Origin of the sequence: Nostoc sp. LEGE 12447 (genome assembly GCF_015206985.1) — a bacterium.
GTDB lineage: Bacteria > Cyanobacteriota > Cyanobacteriia > Cyanobacteriales > Nostocaceae > Nostoc.
In genome coordinates, this window is sequence record NZ_JADEXT010000001.1 from 81620 (window position 1) to 99425 (window position 17806).

The 17806-nt window shown below is 41.9% G+C and carries 13 protein-coding genes; 9 read left to right on the top strand and 4 right to left on the bottom strand.

The genetic code is table 11. The features are described from left to right. The first annotated feature begins 15 nt into the window (after positions 1–15). On the top strand, positions 16–2118 hold the full coding sequence (locus IQ274_RS00310; RefSeq protein ID WP_193867008.1) for a single-stranded-DNA-specific exonuclease RecJ: 2103 nt from the start codon (positions 16–18) through the stop codon (positions 2116–2118). Between the two features lie 139 nt (positions 2119–2257). Here IQ274_RS00310 and psb30 read toward each other — a convergent pair whose 3' ends face one another. Then, complete coding sequence (gene psb30 / locus IQ274_RS00315; RefSeq protein WP_114086065.1) at positions 2258–2401, bottom strand: photosystem II reaction center protein Ycf12/Psb30; 144 nt, start codon at positions 2399–2401, stop codon at positions 2258–2260. Between the two features lie 296 nt (positions 2402–2697). Between psb30 and IQ274_RS00320 the strand changes: the two genes are divergently transcribed. From IQ274_RS00320 to IQ274_RS00330, 3 genes are all read left to right on the top strand, one after another. Next, entirely contained in the window at positions 2698–3048 is a 351-nt protein-coding gene (locus tag IQ274_RS00320) for a YkgJ family cysteine cluster protein (protein WP_163934862.1), read from the top strand. Between the two features lie 129 nt (positions 3049–3177). Beyond that, the gene (locus IQ274_RS00325; protein WP_163934858.1) at positions 3178–3609 is read left to right on the top strand and encodes a TMEM165/GDT1 family protein; all 432 of its coding nucleotides are present in this window, start codon (positions 3178–3180) and stop codon (positions 3607–3609) included. Positions 3610–3754: 145 nt separating this feature from the next. Then, the gene (locus IQ274_RS00330; protein ID WP_179073595.1) at positions 3755–4057 is read left to right on the top strand and encodes a TMEM165/GDT1 family protein; all 303 of its coding nucleotides are present in this window, start codon (positions 3755–3757) and stop codon (positions 4055–4057) included. A gap of 209 nt (positions 4058–4266) precedes the next feature. On the opposite strand, the gene IQ274_RS00335 is transcribed toward IQ274_RS00330, so the two are convergent. Beyond that, positions 4267–5193, bottom strand: coding sequence for a cobalamin-binding protein (locus tag IQ274_RS00335; protein ID WP_193867009.1), 927 nt, complete (start codon positions 5191–5193; stop codon positions 4267–4269). Positions 5194–5738: 545 nt separating this feature from the next. Here IQ274_RS00335 and IQ274_RS00340 point away from each other — a divergent pair. Beyond that, positions 5739–7955, top strand: a complete 2217-nt coding sequence (locus IQ274_RS00340) for an ATP-binding protein (protein ID WP_193867010.1) — start codon at positions 5739–5741, stop codon at positions 7953–7955. 102 nt (positions 7956–8057) lie between these two features. On the opposite strand, the gene IQ274_RS00345 is transcribed toward IQ274_RS00340, so the two are convergent. Beyond that, on the bottom strand, positions 8058–8495 hold the full coding sequence (locus IQ274_RS00345) for a GNAT family N-acetyltransferase (RefSeq protein WP_163934850.1): 438 nt from the start codon (positions 8493–8495) through the stop codon (positions 8058–8060). Positions 8496–9299: 804 nt separating this feature from the next. On the opposite strand from IQ274_RS00345, the gene IQ274_RS00350 reads away from it, so the two are divergent. The 4 genes from IQ274_RS00350 to IQ274_RS00365 all read left to right on the top strand — a co-directional run bounded on the left by IQ274_RS00350 (position 9300) and on the right by IQ274_RS00365 (position 16415). Beyond that, on the top strand, positions 9300–9800 hold the full coding sequence (locus tag IQ274_RS00350; protein WP_163934845.1) for a fatty acid hydroxylase: 501 nt from the start codon (positions 9300–9302) through the stop codon (positions 9798–9800). Positions 9801–10320: 520 nt separating this feature from the next. Then, complete coding sequence (locus tag IQ274_RS00355) at positions 10321–12282, top strand: ATP-binding protein (RefSeq protein ID WP_193867011.1); 1962 nt, start codon at positions 10321–10323, stop codon at positions 12280–12282. A gap of 13 nt (positions 12283–12295) precedes the next feature. Continuing rightward, on the top strand, positions 12296–15667 hold the full coding sequence (locus IQ274_RS00360; RefSeq protein ID WP_193867012.1) for a PAS domain S-box protein: 3372 nt from the start codon (positions 12296–12298) through the stop codon (positions 15665–15667). Positions 15668–16037: 370 nt separating this feature from the next. Continuing rightward, positions 16038–16415: a response regulator transcription factor gene (locus IQ274_RS00365; protein ID WP_114086157.1), complete on the top strand. Its 378-nt coding sequence runs from the start codon at positions 16038–16040 to the stop codon at positions 16413–16415. Between the two features lie 314 nt (positions 16416–16729). Here the strand turns inward: IQ274_RS00365 and IQ274_RS00370 are convergent, their stop codons facing one another. Then, positions 16730–17710, bottom strand: a complete 981-nt coding sequence (locus tag IQ274_RS00370) for an aldo/keto reductase (RefSeq protein WP_163934835.1) — start codon at positions 17708–17710, stop codon at positions 16730–16732. Between the last annotated feature and the right edge of the window lie 96 nt (positions 17711–17806).

The following is a 17806-nucleotide window of genomic DNA, read 5'->3' on the forward strand; positions in this document are numbered from 1 at the left end:
ATTCTAACTTGTATTGTGCTAGACCGACCTGTATCTGAATTCTCAAAACCTACCAGGCGCTTACCTAATCAGCGCTGGCAAATTTATCCACAAAAACCAGAATTTGCCCAAAAACTGGCGGTTTTGATTAATGTTTCACCTATTATCAGCCAATTGCTGATTAATCGGGGTATGGAAACACCAGAACAAGCACAAGCATTTTTAGAGCCAGAGTCTTTAATCTTACCTTCGCCGTTAGAAGATTTCCCAGATTTGGTAATTAGTTTGGAGTTGTTGCAAAATGCGATCGCTTCTCAAACAAAAATTGCTATTTGTGGTGACTACGATGCTGATGGGATGACCAGCACGGCTCTACTTTTGCGTAGTCTCCGTACTTTAGGCGCACAGGTAGATTATGCTATTCCCAGCCGGATGCACGAAGGCTACGGTATTAATAAACGCATAGTTGAAGAATTCCACAGTGAAGGGGTGGGGCTAATTCTCACTGTAGATAATGGTATATCTGCGTTTGAACCAGTCGCTAGAGCTAGAGAACTTGGTCTAGCAGTGATTATCACCGATCACCACGATATCCCCCAAAAATTACCGCCAGCTAATGCTATCCTCAACCCTAAACTAATAGCAGAATCGTCACCCTATAGGGGTGTTGCTGGTGTTGGTGTTGCCTATATTTTGGCAGTGTCTCTAGCACAACAGCTAGGCGAGACTAAGGGCTTAATCCAGCCGATGCTAGCACTATTTACGCTAGGAACGATCGCAGATTTAGCTCCCTTAACTGGTGTAAATCGCCGTTGGGTGAAACGTGGTTTACAGCATTTACCCAAATCCAACTTAGCTGGGGTACAGGCTTTGATTCAGGTAGGTGGCGTGCAAGCGAGGGGAGATGAGGGAGCAGGGGGAGCAGGAGAGCAGGGGAGCAGGGGAGCAGAGAAGAAAATTGCTAATCCAAAATCGCTCAAGCCTGAAGATATTGGTTTTCGCTTAGGGCCACGAATTAATGCTATCGGTCGAATTGGTAATCCCCAGACTGTGATTGAATTGCTGACTACAGATGATATGGGGGTGGCGCTGGAAAGAGCAATGCAGTGCGAACAAATCAACGCTTCTCGCCAGGAAATGTGTCAGCAAATTGAACAAGAAGCGATCGCTTATGTAGAATTAGAATTTGTTACATCTCTACAACAAGACCGTGTATTAATTGTTGTTCAACCCAATTGGCATCACGGCGTTATTGGGATTGTTGCCTCCCGCTTGGTAGAACGCTACGGTGTTCCTGTATTTATCGGTACTTATGAGGATGGGGAACATATACGCGGTTCTGCACGCTCAATTCCAGAGTTTAATGTGTTTGAAGCTTTAGAATATTGTCACGATTTACTAGGGAAATATGGCGGACACAAAGCCGCCGGGGGATTCTCTCTACCAGCAGAGAATTTACAGATGGTGCGATCGCGTTTGATTGAGTTTGCTAACCAGTGTCTTGAACCCCAGCATCTCAAGCCTCTGCTCAAAATTGATGCCGAAGTCAACCTCGATCAGATCAATCAGCAGCTTTACCAACAGCTTAATGCTCTACATCCCTGCGGTATGGACAACCCCGATCCAGTTTTTTGGACAGCTAATGTTCAAGTGGTTGAGCAAAAAATCGTTGGGAAGGGTCACATCAAACTAACAATTGCCCAAACTATTGATAATCAGGATTACAGAATTAAAGCGATCGCTTGGCGTTGGGGCGACTACTTCCGCTTACCGCCGCGAGTGGATGTAGCTTACAAACTGCGAGAAAATTATTTTAACGGTAACACCACTATCGAGCTAGAGTTAGTCGGTGCCAGACTGCCAATTCAGATTCAACAATTTTTTGCTTCTTCACCTATCCAGTCAAGCACCACCTTTGAGTACAACCAGCGACAATATACTTGTGGTTTCTATAAAAACGGTATTGAAGCAGAATTAAGAATTAAAAATTCTGAAGGCAAAGTCTTGGCCATGCAGCCAGGACATATAATCGGTTTACTTGGTACTAATCGTCAAAACGCTAAAGAAGTTGATATTTCTCAGCCACAGTATGACAGTATTATTCAAGCTGCACTTCAAGCGTTGTCAGTTAAGAGTTAGAAGTTCTTTATTAACTTATTGCTTCTGACTGTGATACTGTGAGTGCTGATTTATGAGTTATGAGTTATGAGTTGAGAATAAAATTTAATTTCTCACTCCTAACTCCTCACCCCTAACTCTTAATCAGCACTCATAAATCTTATAGGTTGCCGTTGCGAAATGCCAACAAAAAGATTACCACTGGGCCAGCAATCACAATTAGCGCCACGGACAGCAATTGGAAAATAACTTCCCAATTGATACTGGTAAAAGCGTTAAACAAGTCAGATACAGCGTCAAACATTTTTCCCTTTCTCCTCCCAATTGTCTTAAAAAATTCAATAACTTAATTACAAAACCCGCAATCGATCATATCTGTCTATGGCCTGTTGGATTTAATTTACTTAACAAAATTATAAGAAAAGACATAAAAACGTAAAATATGGGAATTGGGCATTGGGCAAAACAGTTCCGTTAGCGGATAGCTAAGGTTTAGCCCGTGAAGAGTTAGGAGTTACGAATTCTCCACCTGCCCCATTCCCCATTCCCCATTCCCCATTCCCCATTCCCCATTCCCCATTCCCCACTCCCTAATTCAAAATGGCAACTTGGCAATGTGTAAAACAATGTGGAGCCTGCTGTAATCTTGATCCAGCAGATCGTCCAGATTTGGATGAGTATCTCTCTCCACCAGAACTAGAACTCTATCTCAGCATGGTAGGCGAAGGCGGCTGGTGCGTTAATTTCGACCATACCACGCGCGAATGTCGCATCTACTCAGATCGTCCTCGTTTCTGCCGCGTGGAACCAGAGGTTTTTCAAGATATGTATGGGGTTGAACCTGAAGAAGTCAACGATTTTGCTATAGACTGCTGTCGCCAGCAAATAGAAGGAGTATACGGCGATCGCAGTTTAGAAATACTACGCTTCGATCAAGCTATTGGGCTGTAAGGAGGATCTTTAGGACACAAAAACACCCCCATAATTTTTTTATCACCATTTATGTAGTTGCAATTTATTACAACAATCTGAGAATATGATAGAAATATGAAAATAACCTAGCAACCCAAACTACTGCTTGTGAAACTTGACTCTGCACCTTTGGAGATTTCTGGCATAGCTCAGACTGAAATCGAGCTAGAAGTGAAAGACAGCACTGATTTTAACTTAACTCCTGCGATCGCCCAGCGAGTTCAGCCTGTAGTTGCCGATAGTCCTCCAAAGCAGCAATCAGTGTTAGTAGTTTTTGGCACAACTTTTGTAACCATTTTTCTCGCAGAAATTGGAGATAAGACTCAGCTATCCACCCTATTAATGAGTGCAGAATCTCATTCGCCTTGGGTGGTATTTCTCGGATCGGCAGCGGCGCTGATAACCACCAGCTTATTAGGGGTACTTTTAGGTAGTTGGATGGCTAGCCGACTCAGCCCAAAAACTGTAGAAAAATCAGCAGGTGTGATGTTGTTGGTAATTTCCCTAATGCTGTTTTGGGATGTATTTACTAGTCATTAGTCATTAGTCATTTGTCATTGGTCATTAGTCATTAGTCATTGGTCATTGGTCATTGGTCATTGGTCATTGGTCATTGGTCATTGGTCATTGGTCATTGGTCATTGGAGAAACTCCCATTTCCCATTCCCCATTCCCCCTTAATAATATGGATTGGCATCTTTTAGGACTGAGCTTTATTACAGTTTTTTTATCAGAATTGGGTGACAAAAGTCAGCTAGCAGCGATCGCACTTTCAGGGCGTTCTAACTCTCCACGCGCGGTATTTTTTGGTGCAGCAGGCGCATTGCTGTTGACTAGCCTGTTGGGGGCATTAGCAGGGGGAGCAGTAGCCGAATTATTACCTACACGTTTATTAAAAGCGATCGCTGCGATCGGATTTGCCATCCTTGCTGCACGCCTGCTGTTCTTTAACAATGAACCATCGGCTGATTCTGAAGAAACACCTTGAAGAAGAATTCAGAATCCAGGAATCAGAATTTATTCTTTGTGGGCTATTGGAACCCGCCAAAGCTTTAAACTATATCACTCAGTACTTCTCTACGAGACGCTGACCGTAGCTTGCTTCCACGTTCGCGGAGCGTGCCGTAGGCAAGTGGTACGACAAACTCAGTAACCATCGTACTCCTGAATTCTGACTCCTGAGTTCTGAATTCTTCTTTACAAAAGTTCCCAAGCCGTTCCTTTGTAGCCGTATTGGAAAATTTCGGGATGTAAAATTTCAGCCAAAATTTCTAGAGAATCTACCAGTCGTGGCCCTGGACGATTAAAGTAAGAATTGCCATCAGTGATGTAGACTCTACCAGCTTGCGTAGCGTGTAGTTTTTCCCACTCTGGACGTTGAGTTAACAATTTGGCTTCTTGGCGAGTGCGATTTAAATCAAAGCCACAAGGCATAAAAACAATTACATCTGGATCAGTTGTTAATAGTGTTTCCCACGGCAAGATAGGAGAAGGCTGACCTGTATAACAAAATAGAGACTGTCCTCCTGCCAAGTTAACTAATTCAGGAATCCAATTGGCGGCAACCATCAAAGGATCAGTCCACTCGATACAGGCAACTGTAGGCTGTTCATTTAAAGAAAGTCCTTGGATTCTTTGCTGACAAATTTTGACGCGAGCTTCTAAATTTTCTAAGGCTTTTACCGAGTCTACCTCGAAGGCATTACCAACTCGCTCAATATCAGCCCAAATATCTTGGAGAATATTGGGTTGTAAAGAAATAATCTGTGGTTTACTGTCAATGAGTGTGGCAACTGCCTTTTCAACTTCGTCTAAGCTAACAGCGCAAACATCACACTGGTCTTGAGTGAGAATGTGAGTAGGCTGCAACTGCTCTAAAACATCAGTTTTGATTTCATAAATACTGAGAGCAGATTGTAATAAATCGTTCACCTCATCGTGAATTTGGCTGCTGGAGGCATTAGAGTCTAAGCGTGCTTGGGTACAAACGGGGCGATCGAGGATTTCTGGAGGGTAATCGCATTCGTGCGATCGCCCCACAATAGCATTAACCAATCCTAGTGCCGCTAAAATCTCTGTTCCACCGGGAATTAGGGAAACAATTCTCACATTACTAACCGTCATCGCTCCACCTCCATAAAAGCTCGCATTACCTTAATAGTCTCAAAATTTTAGTCATTAAGTATCTTTCTCTAGGGGAATCAACTGTGTTTTGGTAATCATATCGATTATCTGTGAAGTTGCTTCAGAACTTAGGATTTATGCCCTATTGCCTCAGCAAGCTTGATTTTATACAGTTCCAAAAAAAATGAATTAATATTAACACTAACCAACTAATTGACTTACAGCCCTTTTCAAGTAATTAAACTACACTACTTCTTACTTCCCAAATCAAAACACTATACTACTTAATATTTGAGTGAAATTACTTGATAGTAAAATTACTGTAAATGCTAATTATCCCTAGCAAAAGCTACTGATATAAAGTAATAAAATTGATTAGCAATATCTATTTTGGAACTCCTTATCTAGAATTAAAAAAATCGGGTTATAAAAATATACTTTCCGGTTATGAAAAACCATACCAAGTAATTGTAGTTATACAAAGACGGTTCTACTTTTTTTGCGTAGAACTGGAAGGCAAAATTATTTCTTCTTGAGGTCAAGTAATGCAGGTGGTGTCAGCTAGAGATATTACAGAGCAAAATCAGTCCCAAGAGGCTTTACAAATTAGAGAAAATAGTCGTCGAAAACAAAGCCAGACATTAGTACAACTGGCAAGAAGCAAGACATTTCAACAAGGCAATCTTAATGCAGTATTGAGAGAGATTACAGAAACTGCTGCTCAGACGCTCTTAGTCAAGCGAGTTGGGGTGTGGTTATATAATGAAGAACGCTCAAAAATTGAATGCATCGATTTATATGATGTAAACACTAAGGAGCATAGCTTTGGTAACTCGCTTTCACAAGAAAATTATCCAGCTTATTTCCAGGCTTTAGAAGAAGAACGTACCATTGCCGCAAATGATGCCAGAAACGATACAAGAACCCAAGAATTATCCCAGCCTTATCTTTGTGTTTTAGGCATCACATCCCTACTGGATGCACCCATTTGGCTAGAGGGTCGTTTGGTAGGCGTAGTATGCCACGAACACATAGGCGAACTTCGCGAGTGGACTTTAGAAGAAGAAACTTTTGCTGGCTCGATTGCAGATTTCGTGACTTTGGCTATAGAAGCGAGCGAGCGAAACATGGTACAGGAAGCACTGCGGCAGAGTGAGGCGAAATTTCGAGCAATTTTTGAACGTTCTTCTATTGGTATTGGACTTATAGATATGAAAGCGCAGATAGTCGATACTAATCCGGTAATGTGCGAGATTTTAGGATACAGCCGAGAAGAACTATACGGTAAGCGCTTTACAGATTACATTTCCACGCAAAAGGGGGATTTAAAACTTTACAAACAACTGGTGTCAGAAATTGGCAAAAACTCAGGGAAAACTTCAAGGTTCGCCTTCCCAGTCTCCCAACTTGAGGAACAGGCTGTCGATAAACATCGCATTGAGATGGAAAGACGCTGCTTACATAAAGATGGTAGCCTAGTTTGGACTCATATCTCTGTTTCTGTTATACCAGACAGCAATGGTGAACCTGAGTTTTTTCTAGCGATGATTGAGGATATTACTGAACGCAAGGAAACAGAATTGAAACTACGTGCCTCTCAAGAAGCAGCAGAAGCTGCTAGTCGGGCAAAAAGTGAATTTTTAGCAACCATGAGCCACGAGTTGCGAACACCTCTTAATGCGATTATGGGCTTATCACAGTTGCTGCAACAAGAAGTAGTTGGCTCTCTCAATGAAAAGCAGAACGAATATGTAAGTTGTATATATAGTAGTGGTGAGCATTTGCTGGCACTGATTAACGATATTCTTGATTTATCGAAGGTAGAAGCAGGCAAAGAAGAACTGTTACTGTCACCTTTACCAGTATCTGATTTATGTAATTATGCCATCTGGACAGTGCGCGATCGCGCCTCAGAAAAGGGGTTAAAACTCACCTACAAAATTGACCTACAAGAGGATATTTGTATTGCTGATGAGCGGCGCATCAAGCAAATGCTACTCAATTTGCTCACCAATGCCATTAAATTTACCCCAGCCGGTGATGTATCGCTGGTAGTGAAAAAAGTACCTCAAGGAATAACCTTTACAGTTTCAGATACTGGAATTGGTATAGACCCAAATCAGTTTCAATTTCTATTTGAACCATTTAAACAGCTTGATAGCCAATTAAATCGGCAGTATGAAGGCACTGGTTTAGGTTTAGCTTTAACACGCAAACTAGCGCGTTTGCATGGTGGAGATTTAACTGTTACATCGACTTTAGGAGAAGGTAGTCAGTTCACTTTGTTTCTACCAAATCCAGTACTTTCGAAAGCAGTCGAAAATGAAAAGCATGAGGAAGATCAGGGAGATGAGGGAGAAGAGTTTACTTTATCCTCCTCCCCAGACATCCCTAAAAATAAAACTATTTTACTTATAGAAGAAGAGGAAAAAACTGCAACAGTTTTGCAAGACTATCTTCAGTCAATTGGCTATAAAGTTAAGTGGATAGATAATGAAAACGATTTTTTGAACCAGGTGCAAAGCCTCCAAGCAGATTTAGTTTTTTTTGATTTACAGCTAACTAAAAAAACTAGTATCTTAAATTTGCTAAATCTCCTTAGACAAAAGCCTTCTTGGAAAGATACACCAATTGTAATAATGACCTTGAACGAACCTATAGAAAAAGAAATTAATAAGTTACCAGGTAGTGCTAATGACTATCTTGTTAAGCCAATCCGCACAGTTCATCTAGAGTCATTACTAATGCGATACTTGAGCTAATTTTACTATGAAATTTATTGTTTATTGGTTAGGCAATTTAGTATTTAAAATCATTGTCAACTGCTGTGATTACCAGTTATTAAAATAAGCAGATTATTTAGACTATGAGATGTTTTTTCTCATTGTTATATGGCGAATGCTTGCTTCTTCAAATATTTCTCCCTCTTCTATAAAATCCAGCTTTCTGTATAAATTTTTCACATATTCTTGAGCGTGAATCACAACTTCTGTAATATTTTTGTTAGCTATAATCTGTAGTGCCCTCTCCATAATTTTTGTACCAATACCCTGTCCTCTAGCTGTAGATAAAACTGCAAGCCTTTCTATCTTGGCAGTTTTATCTTCCAAGTATCTAATTCTGGCAGTACCAACAGCTTCTTCATTTAAATAAGCAATCAAATGCTCAGATATTGCATCTTTGCCATCAAATTCTAAAGCAGGATCTACATTTTGTTCATCCTGAAAGACTACTTGTCTAATTGCTTTAATTGTAGGAAAATCTTGAGGAATTTTAGCAACTTTTATAGATAAATTACTCATCAAGCTCTTTCTGTTGTTAGATTATAAAATAATTAGGATATATGGCAATATGCTTAGAATAGTCATATTTCGCCTCAGAAGCTCATCCGAACCCGCTTATAAAAAACAGGGTTATTTTTTCTATTATAGGATCATAATGTCAGGACTAATTTTAGCTTATTCGTAGCCAAATCAAGGCATTTATCTACTTTTTATGGGTAAAATTTGAATTGAATTTTAGGGATCTAAATGTAGATTTTACATCACTTGTCTCTGAAAAATCATGTTAGTTCTATATACTCAAAATTTTGCCATATCTCAATTTAATTGTAAACTCACTTTACTCACCTTGATGACCCAAGTTGTTTTGGCAGAATCCTTATTTCTGTGGCTCTGATTAAATTCATCATTGAGACTTGATTGCAATCAATTTGTAATTAACAATTTCGAAAAAAGTCTTAACCTAAATTTGTACTAACTTTAACTCAATCTTTGCCTACGCTGTATGCCTTAGTAAGAAGATTGTGTAGTAACTCTGGTAAAATACTGTATTCCAATCGGTTTTTAGGTGTATTACTACCACTAACCTAGAGCTAGAAGTCAAGCTGGAGGTTCTTAGGAGTTACTGTTTACTGCATTTAAGGATTGGAGATTCATGAAACTGCAACTGATCCAATTACATATACTCTGAACCAAATTCACTGGAGCGTAGACCCATGATAAGCACAAATGCTGTTTGCACGGAGGAAACCAGGTGTCTACGCCGACAGCATGACATTTGCATATTTTCTGTGGAGTTTTCTTAACTATTCTTGAGGAGTACAAATGCTTGAGGCTATCGCTGTTGCTTGGTTATTACTGTTTTTTGGTGATTTTCTATCTACATTTATTTACCACGTACCCGAGCATGTTTTTGGTAGCCTTCATTTAAAAACGCACCACTCCTGGAAAAAAGATTTCCGCCACTACGCTATTCTGACTTTTAATCCTCAAGTTCTTTTAGATGGTATCTTAGGAGCTTTGCCTTATGTACTCATAGCAGTAGTCTTGTGGTCTTTCTCTCCCATTGGCGTTATTTCGGGATTACTGCTTGGTCAGTTTCATGTATGGTGGAGACACATAAGTGTACTTGGTTGGCAAACTCCAAAGCCTATAAATATTTTATGCCAAATTTTATTTGTTACTACTCCTGAGAGACACTGGTTACATCATCACAAAACTAATTTAGGTTTCGGTGATATTTTTACATTCTTTGAACAACCTGCACAAATGTGGTTACGCTGGCTTCGGTTACTCAGACTTCGTGTTCGCTACTCTCGGATCTAACTGAAGCTACTACTTATCTCAATACTTTTTAAACGTACCAAAAGAAGTTGCGATCGCAGCTTCTTTTGGTACGATATTTATCTTTTCAGAAAAATATATTAATTGCCCCTACTGTATGTGGCTTTGTGTAAGTCCTAAAATAAGCGAGTTACACAAACAGAAGTATACCTTTGTAACGAAGTATAAAGGTATTTGCTAATGTTCAACTTCACTGTTATATCGCCAATATTTTTGGGAAAACTAGTCTTAATTAGTAAATTATTATATCTCTAGATTTTTATGATAATTTCTCTCTTTTCCAGAGAGGGCTGTTTTCCTTCTACCTTTCGGGTATCTCCTAAGCCCTTCGGGCACGCTTTGCGAACGGAGACGTTACGCGAACGCAGTCGCTCATGGGGAAAACCCCCAAGACCGCCCTGTCTCACTTCTTGCCCTGTATTTCCTGTCTTCATTGATAAAATTAATCACCCAATTTGCTTGACTGGGGTTAATTTGCAACTTGCTGCTTATGAGGTATTTTATGTCCCCAGTTAGCCTCAGAAAGATTCTCAACAAAAAAGAATTGCCATCTCTCCTTCATAACTTAGTCTACCAGCTCAACATTGCGATTGATATTGAACTGGTAGACGGTACAAAACTACTTAGCATTGGGGAGCAAACTACCGAAAACCGATATCCAATCGAAATGTCAGGAGAAATCATCGGTTGGGTTGTAGGAGGAGAACAGGCAACTCTAGTTGCAAATTTGCTCTCATTGTTGGCAAAGCAAGAAGCTGAGAAGAAAGTACTGGCCATAGAATTGCTAGAGCGATACCAAGAAATTGATTTGTTTGACGATATCTCGACTCAACTTGCAACAAGTTTGGATACGCGACAGATTGCTCAACTCGTGCTTCAGGAATTAAGTCGATTAATTGAATCGTCTGCGGGGATGATTGTGCTTTTGAGTCCAGATGCAACTGCATTTGAAATCATTGCCGAATTTGGAGAGTTTTTTGACGATAGCCACCCACAACCAGGTAAGGGAATTATTGGCAACATTGTGCAATCCAACCGGGCAGAACTGATCAATGATGTGCAAACCGATCCTCGATTAGAGGTGAAAAAAAACGTTAGCGCCATAATTTGTGTACCGTTACGAGCCAAAGAGCGGGTACTGGGAGCGATCGCGATTGGGGCATCCAAAACCGAATCATACAAAGCCGAACACCTGAAACTTGTGAGTATCTTTGCCTCTCAAACAGCGATCGCCATTGACAAAGCTGTGCTTTACGAGCAGAGCACTCAAGCAGCTGTCCAAGCACAAGCCCAGACAAAAAAGCTTCAGCAAGCTCTTCATGAGCTGCAATTGGCCCAAACTCAGTTAATCCAAAGCGAAAAAATGTCCAGTCTCGGACAACTTATTGCCGGAGTTGCCCACGAAATCAATAACCCGGTTAACTTTATTTACGGCAATTTAAGGTATGTTGCCGAATACGCTCAAGACTTGTTGCACCTGTTGAAAAAGTATCAGAAATTCCTACCTGTTACTCCTCCAGAACTGGAATCAGAGTTAGACAATATAGACCTGGAATTTATCATACAGGATCTCCCCAAACTTCTAGATTCCATGAAACTGGGCACAGGTCGCATCGTAGAAATTGTCCAATCTCTGAAAAACTTTTCCCGCCATGACGAGGCAGAAATGAAAGCCGTCAACATCCACGATGGCATCGATGGGACGCTGATGATTCTTCACCATCGCCTGAAAGCGGCTATTCGCCGACCGAAAATTGAAATAGTTAAAGACTATGCCAAACTTCCCTTAATTGAATGCTACCCCGGAAAGTTGAATCAAGTATTTATGAACATCCTGGCAAATGCCATTGATGCTCTAGAGGAGGGAATGGGCAATGAAGAAATATCCCCCCCTACGGGACAAATCACCATTCGCACTGAAGTCCTCGACAACCAATGGGTTGTGATTCGCATTGCCGACAACGGCCCAGGTATGAAGGAGGAAGTAATCCACCGCATTTACGATCCCTTCTTTACCACCAAAGATGTTGGCAAGGGAACCGGGTTAGGCATGGCAATCAGCTACCAAATTGTTGTAGACAAACATGGGGGAATGCTCAAGTGTCGTTCTCAACCAGGTAAAGGCACAGAATTCTGGATTCAGATTCCAGTAAATTGTGCATTGGCAGACGCTGCTGAAGAACAAAATAGCACCTCTGCCTCGCCAACTCCCACAACCACATCATCCCCCACTCCCGATGCTGACGGCTTCATTCCATCAACAGCTCCAATGCTCAAACCGACAGATTTGCTGATTCGCCATACTCAACTGATCCAGCGACTTTCACAGCACAATCCAGGTGTGGAAGGTGCATCACCCGATCAAATTTACCAGATGTTCCAACGCCACCCAATTTCGTTAAAGCTTTACGCCACTTTGTTGTCTTGGTTCTGTTGTTCTAACCCTACCCAAATACGCCACTAAAGAAACCTTAACCATGTTTAACCAACTTGATGAATACAACAGTCAGCTATTTGAACTATGTCCTGTTGGGCTAGTACTATGCCGAACAGATGGGACACTAATTAACATCAACCCCGCCTATGCTGCCATTTTGGGGCGCACTGTTCCAGAAACACTGAATCTCAACTACTGGCAAATTACTCCGGAAAACTATGCGATCGCCGACCAAGCTACGCTAGAGAACCTAGAACAAACTGGTCGCTATGGTCCCTATGAGAAGGAGTTAATCCACAAAGAAGGGTATCTGGTTCCAGTCAGGATCTCTGGACTGATAATTGAGAAAGATGGGGAGCAACTGATCTGGTCTAGTGTGGAGGATATCAGCGACCTTCGACGCGTTCAGCAGGAACGCCAACATACTGAACAAATCCTGAAACAGAGTGAAGCCCGATACCGCTCTCTGGTGACAGCTAATACACAAATTGTCTGGGTAAGCACACCAGAAGGAATTTGCTTTGAACTGGCAAGCTGGATAGCTTATACAGGTCAAAGTCTAGCTGAAGCTGAGAATGGGGGATGGATTAATGCTGTTCATCCTGACGATCGCGCCTACACCGGAGAAGTCTGGAGTGCTGCCGTGGCAAATCTGAGTATGTATCAAATTGAATACCGAATTTGTGGCAAGGATGGCAACTATCGCTACTTTTGGGTCTGGGGTGCGCCCGTTATAGAAGAAGATGGCAGCGTCAAGGAGTGGATTGGCACCTGTACCGATATTCACGATCGCAAGCTGGCAGAAGCCGAAAATCAGCGTCTTAAAGAACGATATCGCTCGTTAGTAACTGCTACTTCACAGATCGTCTGGGGAGCTACCCCGGAAGGACTGGGAATAAGCAATGAAATGCTCACCTGGATGGACTATACGGGGCAGAGCGAAGCTGAAGTTGAGGGTTGGGGCTGGATTGATCCAATTCACCCCGATGACCGTGCCAGTTCCACAGAAGTTTGGAATACTGCTGTGGTAAACCGAGCTATCTACCAAACCGAATATCGGTTGCGTAGCAAAGATGGCACATACCGCTACTTCTCTGTCTGTGGTGCCCCTGTCCTGGAGAAAGACGGCAGCATTCGGGAATGGATTGGCACCTGTAATGATATTCACGATCGCAAGCTGGCAGAAGCTGAAAATCAACGTTTATTGGATATGTTGAATCATTCCAGCGATGCCATCATCGTCCGTGATATGAGCGACAAAATCTCTCACTGGAATCAGGGTGCCGAGAGACTCTACGGTTGGACGCGTGAAGAAGTAAAAGGCCAATGCATTCAAGCATTTATCAAAAAAACTTTTCCAAAACCAAAAGAAGAAATCATCGCAGAGTTATTAGAGCAAGGTAATTGGGAAGGAGAAGTGCAACACCTCACCCATGATGGCAAACTGATTACCGTCCAGAGTCGATGGACTTTGCAACGAGACATCTCTGGTCAGCCCTGCGCGGTGATGGAAATCAATACCGACATCACTGCCCGCAAACAAGCAGAAATCGCTCTACGGCAACTGAATCAAGAACTGGAAGCCAGAGTTGTAGACCGGACAGCTGCCCTGCAAAATACCCTAGCAGAAGCGCAGGGATTAAATGCCATTTTAGATAACTTAGCAGATGGTTTGTTAGTGGCAGACACCGCAGGACAAATTACCCACTTCAATCCTGCCTTTTTAACCATGTATGGATTGACAGCTACCGCCCTCAAAGGTCACTACCGAGAACTGCCGATATCTGGTTTAGCAGAACTGGTTGCTCGAACTCAATCTCATCCCGAAGAGGTATTTTCTGCTGAAGTTGCACTGACGAAGGAACGTATTGGTCAGGCAGTGGCGACCGCTATTTTCAAAAAAACGGTAGAGCAAGAACCCCTAGCCTGCTTCGGTTCTGCGCTGCTGATTCGGGATATAACAGCAGAAAAAGAGATTGACAAGATGAAGACCGACTTTATCTCAACGGTTTCCCACGAACTGCGAACACCACTAACTTCTGTTCTCGGTTTTGCATCAATTATTAAAGAAAAGCTAGAAACCGATGTGTTTCCAATAATTTCTACTGAAGACCGCAAGCTTCAAAAAACCATTAAGCGGGTGGCGGATAATCTCAACATTATTGTGTCAGAAGCAGAACGGCTCACATCTTTGATTAACGATGTCTTAGACATCGCCAAGATGGAAGCAGGTAAGGTGGAATGGCAGATGCAGCCGCTCGATCCCAGCGAATTACTCGATTGGGCAACCAATTCTACCGCCGGGTTGTTTGAAACCAATGGCTTGCAGTTGGTTAGCGAGATTGAACCTGGACTGCCTCAGATAGTAGGCGATCGCAACCGTCTGCTGCAAGTTTTAATCAACCTGATTTCCAATGCCGTTAAGTTTACCGAATCTGGTTGTGTTACCTGCCGCGTCAAACAAGGAGACGACGGTGTTTGCATCAGCGTCATCGACACAGGCATTGGGATTGCACCAGAAGATCAGCCAAAAGTGTTTGAGAAATTCCGCCAAGTTGGTGACACCCTCACCGACAAACCCAAAGGCACAGGGTTAGGACTACCCATCTGTAAACAAATCATCGATCATCATGGCGGTAGAATCTGGGTTGAAAGTGAACCAGGGAATGGCAGTATATTCTCATTCATCATTCCCACCTACACCAGCGATCAAAAAACCACTGCTAATCTGAATCTGGATACGCTAGTCAAACAACTTAAAGAACACGTCATTACCACAAGCCCAGTGGTGAACAAAAACCGTAAAACCATTTTAGTTGTGGATGATGACGCTAACATTCGGGAACTGCTTCGTCAACAACTAGAAAATGAAGGCTACAACGTTCAGGAAGGAAAGGACGGCGTGGATGCAATTCATCAAATTAAAATAGCCCGTCCCGATCTGATTCTCTTGGACGTGATGATGCCCCAAATCAACGGTTTTGATGTGGCAGCTGTTCTCAAGAATGATCCTCAGACCGCAGACATTCCGATCATTATTTTGTCAATTATTGAAAACAAAGAACGGGGCTACCATATTGGTATTGATCGCTATCTCACCAAGCCCATTAATACAGAGAAACTCCTCAACGAAATTGGCTCACTGCTTTACCAGGGTACTTCTAGTAAAAAGGTATTAGTTGTAGATAAAAATGCATCAGCTTTAAAAACCTTATCCGATGTACTAGAAGCTCAGGGATACAACGTGATTGAAGCCTCAAATCCGCAAGAATGCATCAATAAAGCTCTGTCAGCCAAACCTGACATGATCATCATCGATTCTATCTTCTCTCAAGAAGGTGATTTGGTGAAAACCCTACGGTTTGAGAAAGAGTTAGAAAATGTATTTTTTATTATGCTGTCTGAGCAGTAATCTCTCCGATTGGGAATTGGGAATTGCGAATTAGGAATTTAGAGTAAAGATGATTACTTTGAGCTTTGAACTTGGCACTTCGACTTCTGAACTCGGAACTTCGACTTCTGAACTTGGCACTTCGACTTCTGAACTCGAAACTTCAACCTCTGAACACAAAGCGTAAAGCGTCAAGCTTAGAACTTATACCAATTCTGTATAAAGATGCGCCAAATTATATAAGGAACGAACCGCAAAGGGCGCAAAGGACACAAAGGAAGAAAGAAAATTTGGCGCAGCCTCACAAAGAAATGGTATTACTATTCCCAATTTCCCATTCCCCATTCCCCATTCTCAATTTCCCATTCCCAATCCCCAATCCCTAAATCTTATGACTCATAAAATTCTGATTGTTGACGATGAACCCAATATCTTGATTTTGATGGAACAAGCCTTAGAAGCATTAGAAGACGAGGGTGTAGAACTTCTAACTGCTAGAAATGGAGAAGAAGCTCTTGAAACTATTAAAACTGAAAAACCAAATCTAGTTTTTCTCGATGTGATGATGCCTAAAATGAACGGTTTGCAAGTCTGCCACATTGTTAAACATGACTTGGAAATGACTGACATCTACATTGTCATATTGACAGCTAAAGGACAGGAATTTGATAAACAAAAAGGGATTGAGGTTGGTGCAGATTTATATCTAACTAAACCATTTCGTCCCAAAGAAGTACTTGAAAAATCAAGGCAGGTGTTGGGATTTTGAGTAAAATTATGAACAATTTTAAAGCTTATCGCATTAACAATAAATACCAAGTATAGATGATTTGAAAAACCATGTATGTCGTAGGGACAATATCTAGAGGGAAGCCGCTTTGCATCTACATAAATTGCCCCTACAGCGCAGGTCTATTTACCATCCGAAAATGATTAATAAAAACCTGAAATGACATACTTACCTTGATTCACAACATAATTATTTTGTGTAGTCCTAGCTTTTCACTGCGTAGGCGTAGCCCGTCGTAGACATCGCACTACTGGGAACAATCGGCATAAATCTGGTTACATTTCGTTAATGGATCAACGGTTAACAGTACTCATGTCAGGGTAGCGCTCACCTGCTGCGATACCTTTTGGTGCAACTGCTTCCAGTCGATTCAACTCTTCTTCAGTCAGGGTAATTTCGGTAGCTGCAATATTCTCCTCTAAGTAGGTACGGCGTTTTGTACCAGGAATTGGGACAATATCTTCTCCTTGAGCCAATAGCCATGCTAGTGCAAGCTGACTAGCGGTTACTCCTTTTTCGGTGGCAATTGCCTTCACTTGCTCAACTAATTTCAAGTTCTTATCAAAATTCTCACCTTGAAAGCGAGGCGCATTTCTGCGATAGTCATCAGGTGCTAGATCGTCAAGTTTAGCGATCGCACCTGATAAAAACCCTCTTCCTAATGGGCTATAGGCAACAAACCCAATTCCTAATTCCCGCACAGTAGGTAAAATCTCATCCTCTGGCTCTCGACTCCAAAGAGAGTATTCTGTTTGGAGTGCCGCAATAGGGTGAACTGCCACAGCCCGCTGAATCGTCGCCGGAGCAGCCTCTGAAAGCCCTAAATAACGCACTTTTCCTTGCTTTACTAACTCCGCCATTGCTCCTACAGTATCCTCAATGGGTACGGTTGTATCTACCCGATGTTGATAATAGAGGTCAATTACTTCTACTCCCAGACGTTTTAGTGAGGCATCGCAAGCTTGATGGACATATTCGGGTTTGCCGCTAATTCCTTTCCAACCACCATCTTCAGTGCGGACATTGCCAAATTTGGTTGCTAATACTACTCGATCTCGACGATCTTTAATTGCTTTGCCTACTAATTGCTCATTAGTAAAAGGCCCATACATATCGGCAGTATCAAGAAAATTAACTCCAAGTTCCAATGCTCGATGAATTGTAGCGATCGCCTCATTTTCATCACGACCACTATAAAACTCAGACATTCCCATGCAACCAAGTCCGATAGTTGAAACTTCTAACCCAAGTTTTCCTAGTTTTCTGGTTTTCATCAAATAATCTCCTAGTCAGTAATTGGTCAGAAAAGATCAACTCTTTCAGCATTATGCCTTTCCCTATCATCTAGTCATCTACACTTAGAAGTATTT

Excerpts from the sequence above, each read along its gene's own strand:
- psb30 (WP_114086065.1), bottom strand. The coding sequence starts at position 2,401 with ATGTTTGACGCTGTATCTGACTTGTTTAACGCTTTTACCAGTATCAAT.
- IQ274_RS00320 (WP_163934862.1), top strand. The coding sequence starts at position 2,698 with ATGGCAACTTGGCAATGTGTAAAACAATGTGGAGCCTGCTGTAATCTT.
- IQ274_RS00330 (WP_179073595.1), top strand. The coding sequence starts at position 3,755 with ATGGATTGGCATCTTTTAGGACTGAGCTTTATTACAGTTTTTTTATCA.
- IQ274_RS00335 (WP_193867009.1), bottom strand. The coding sequence starts at position 5,193 with ATGACGGTTAGTAATGTGAGAATTGTTTCCCTAATTCCCGGTGGAACA.
- IQ274_RS00340 (WP_193867010.1), top strand. The coding sequence starts at position 5,739 with ATGCAGGTGGTGTCAGCTAGAGATATTACAGAGCAAAATCAGTCCCAA.
- IQ274_RS00345 (WP_163934850.1), bottom strand. The coding sequence starts at position 8,495 with ATGAGTAATTTATCTATAAAAGTTGCTAAAATTCCTCAAGATTTTCCT.
- IQ274_RS00350 (WP_163934845.1), top strand. The coding sequence starts at position 9,300 with ATGCTTGAGGCTATCGCTGTTGCTTGGTTATTACTGTTTTTTGGTGAT.
- IQ274_RS00355 (WP_193867011.1), top strand. The coding sequence starts at position 10,321 with ATGTCCCCAGTTAGCCTCAGAAAGATTCTCAACAAAAAAGAATTGCCA.
- IQ274_RS00360 (WP_193867012.1), top strand. The coding sequence starts at position 12,296 with ATGTTTAACCAACTTGATGAATACAACAGTCAGCTATTTGAACTATGT.
- IQ274_RS00365 (WP_114086157.1), top strand. The coding sequence starts at position 16,038 with ATGACTCATAAAATTCTGATTGTTGACGATGAACCCAATATCTTGATT.
- IQ274_RS00370 (WP_163934835.1), bottom strand. The coding sequence starts at position 17,710 with ATGAAAACCAGAAAACTAGGAAAACTTGGGTTAGAAGTTTCAACTATC.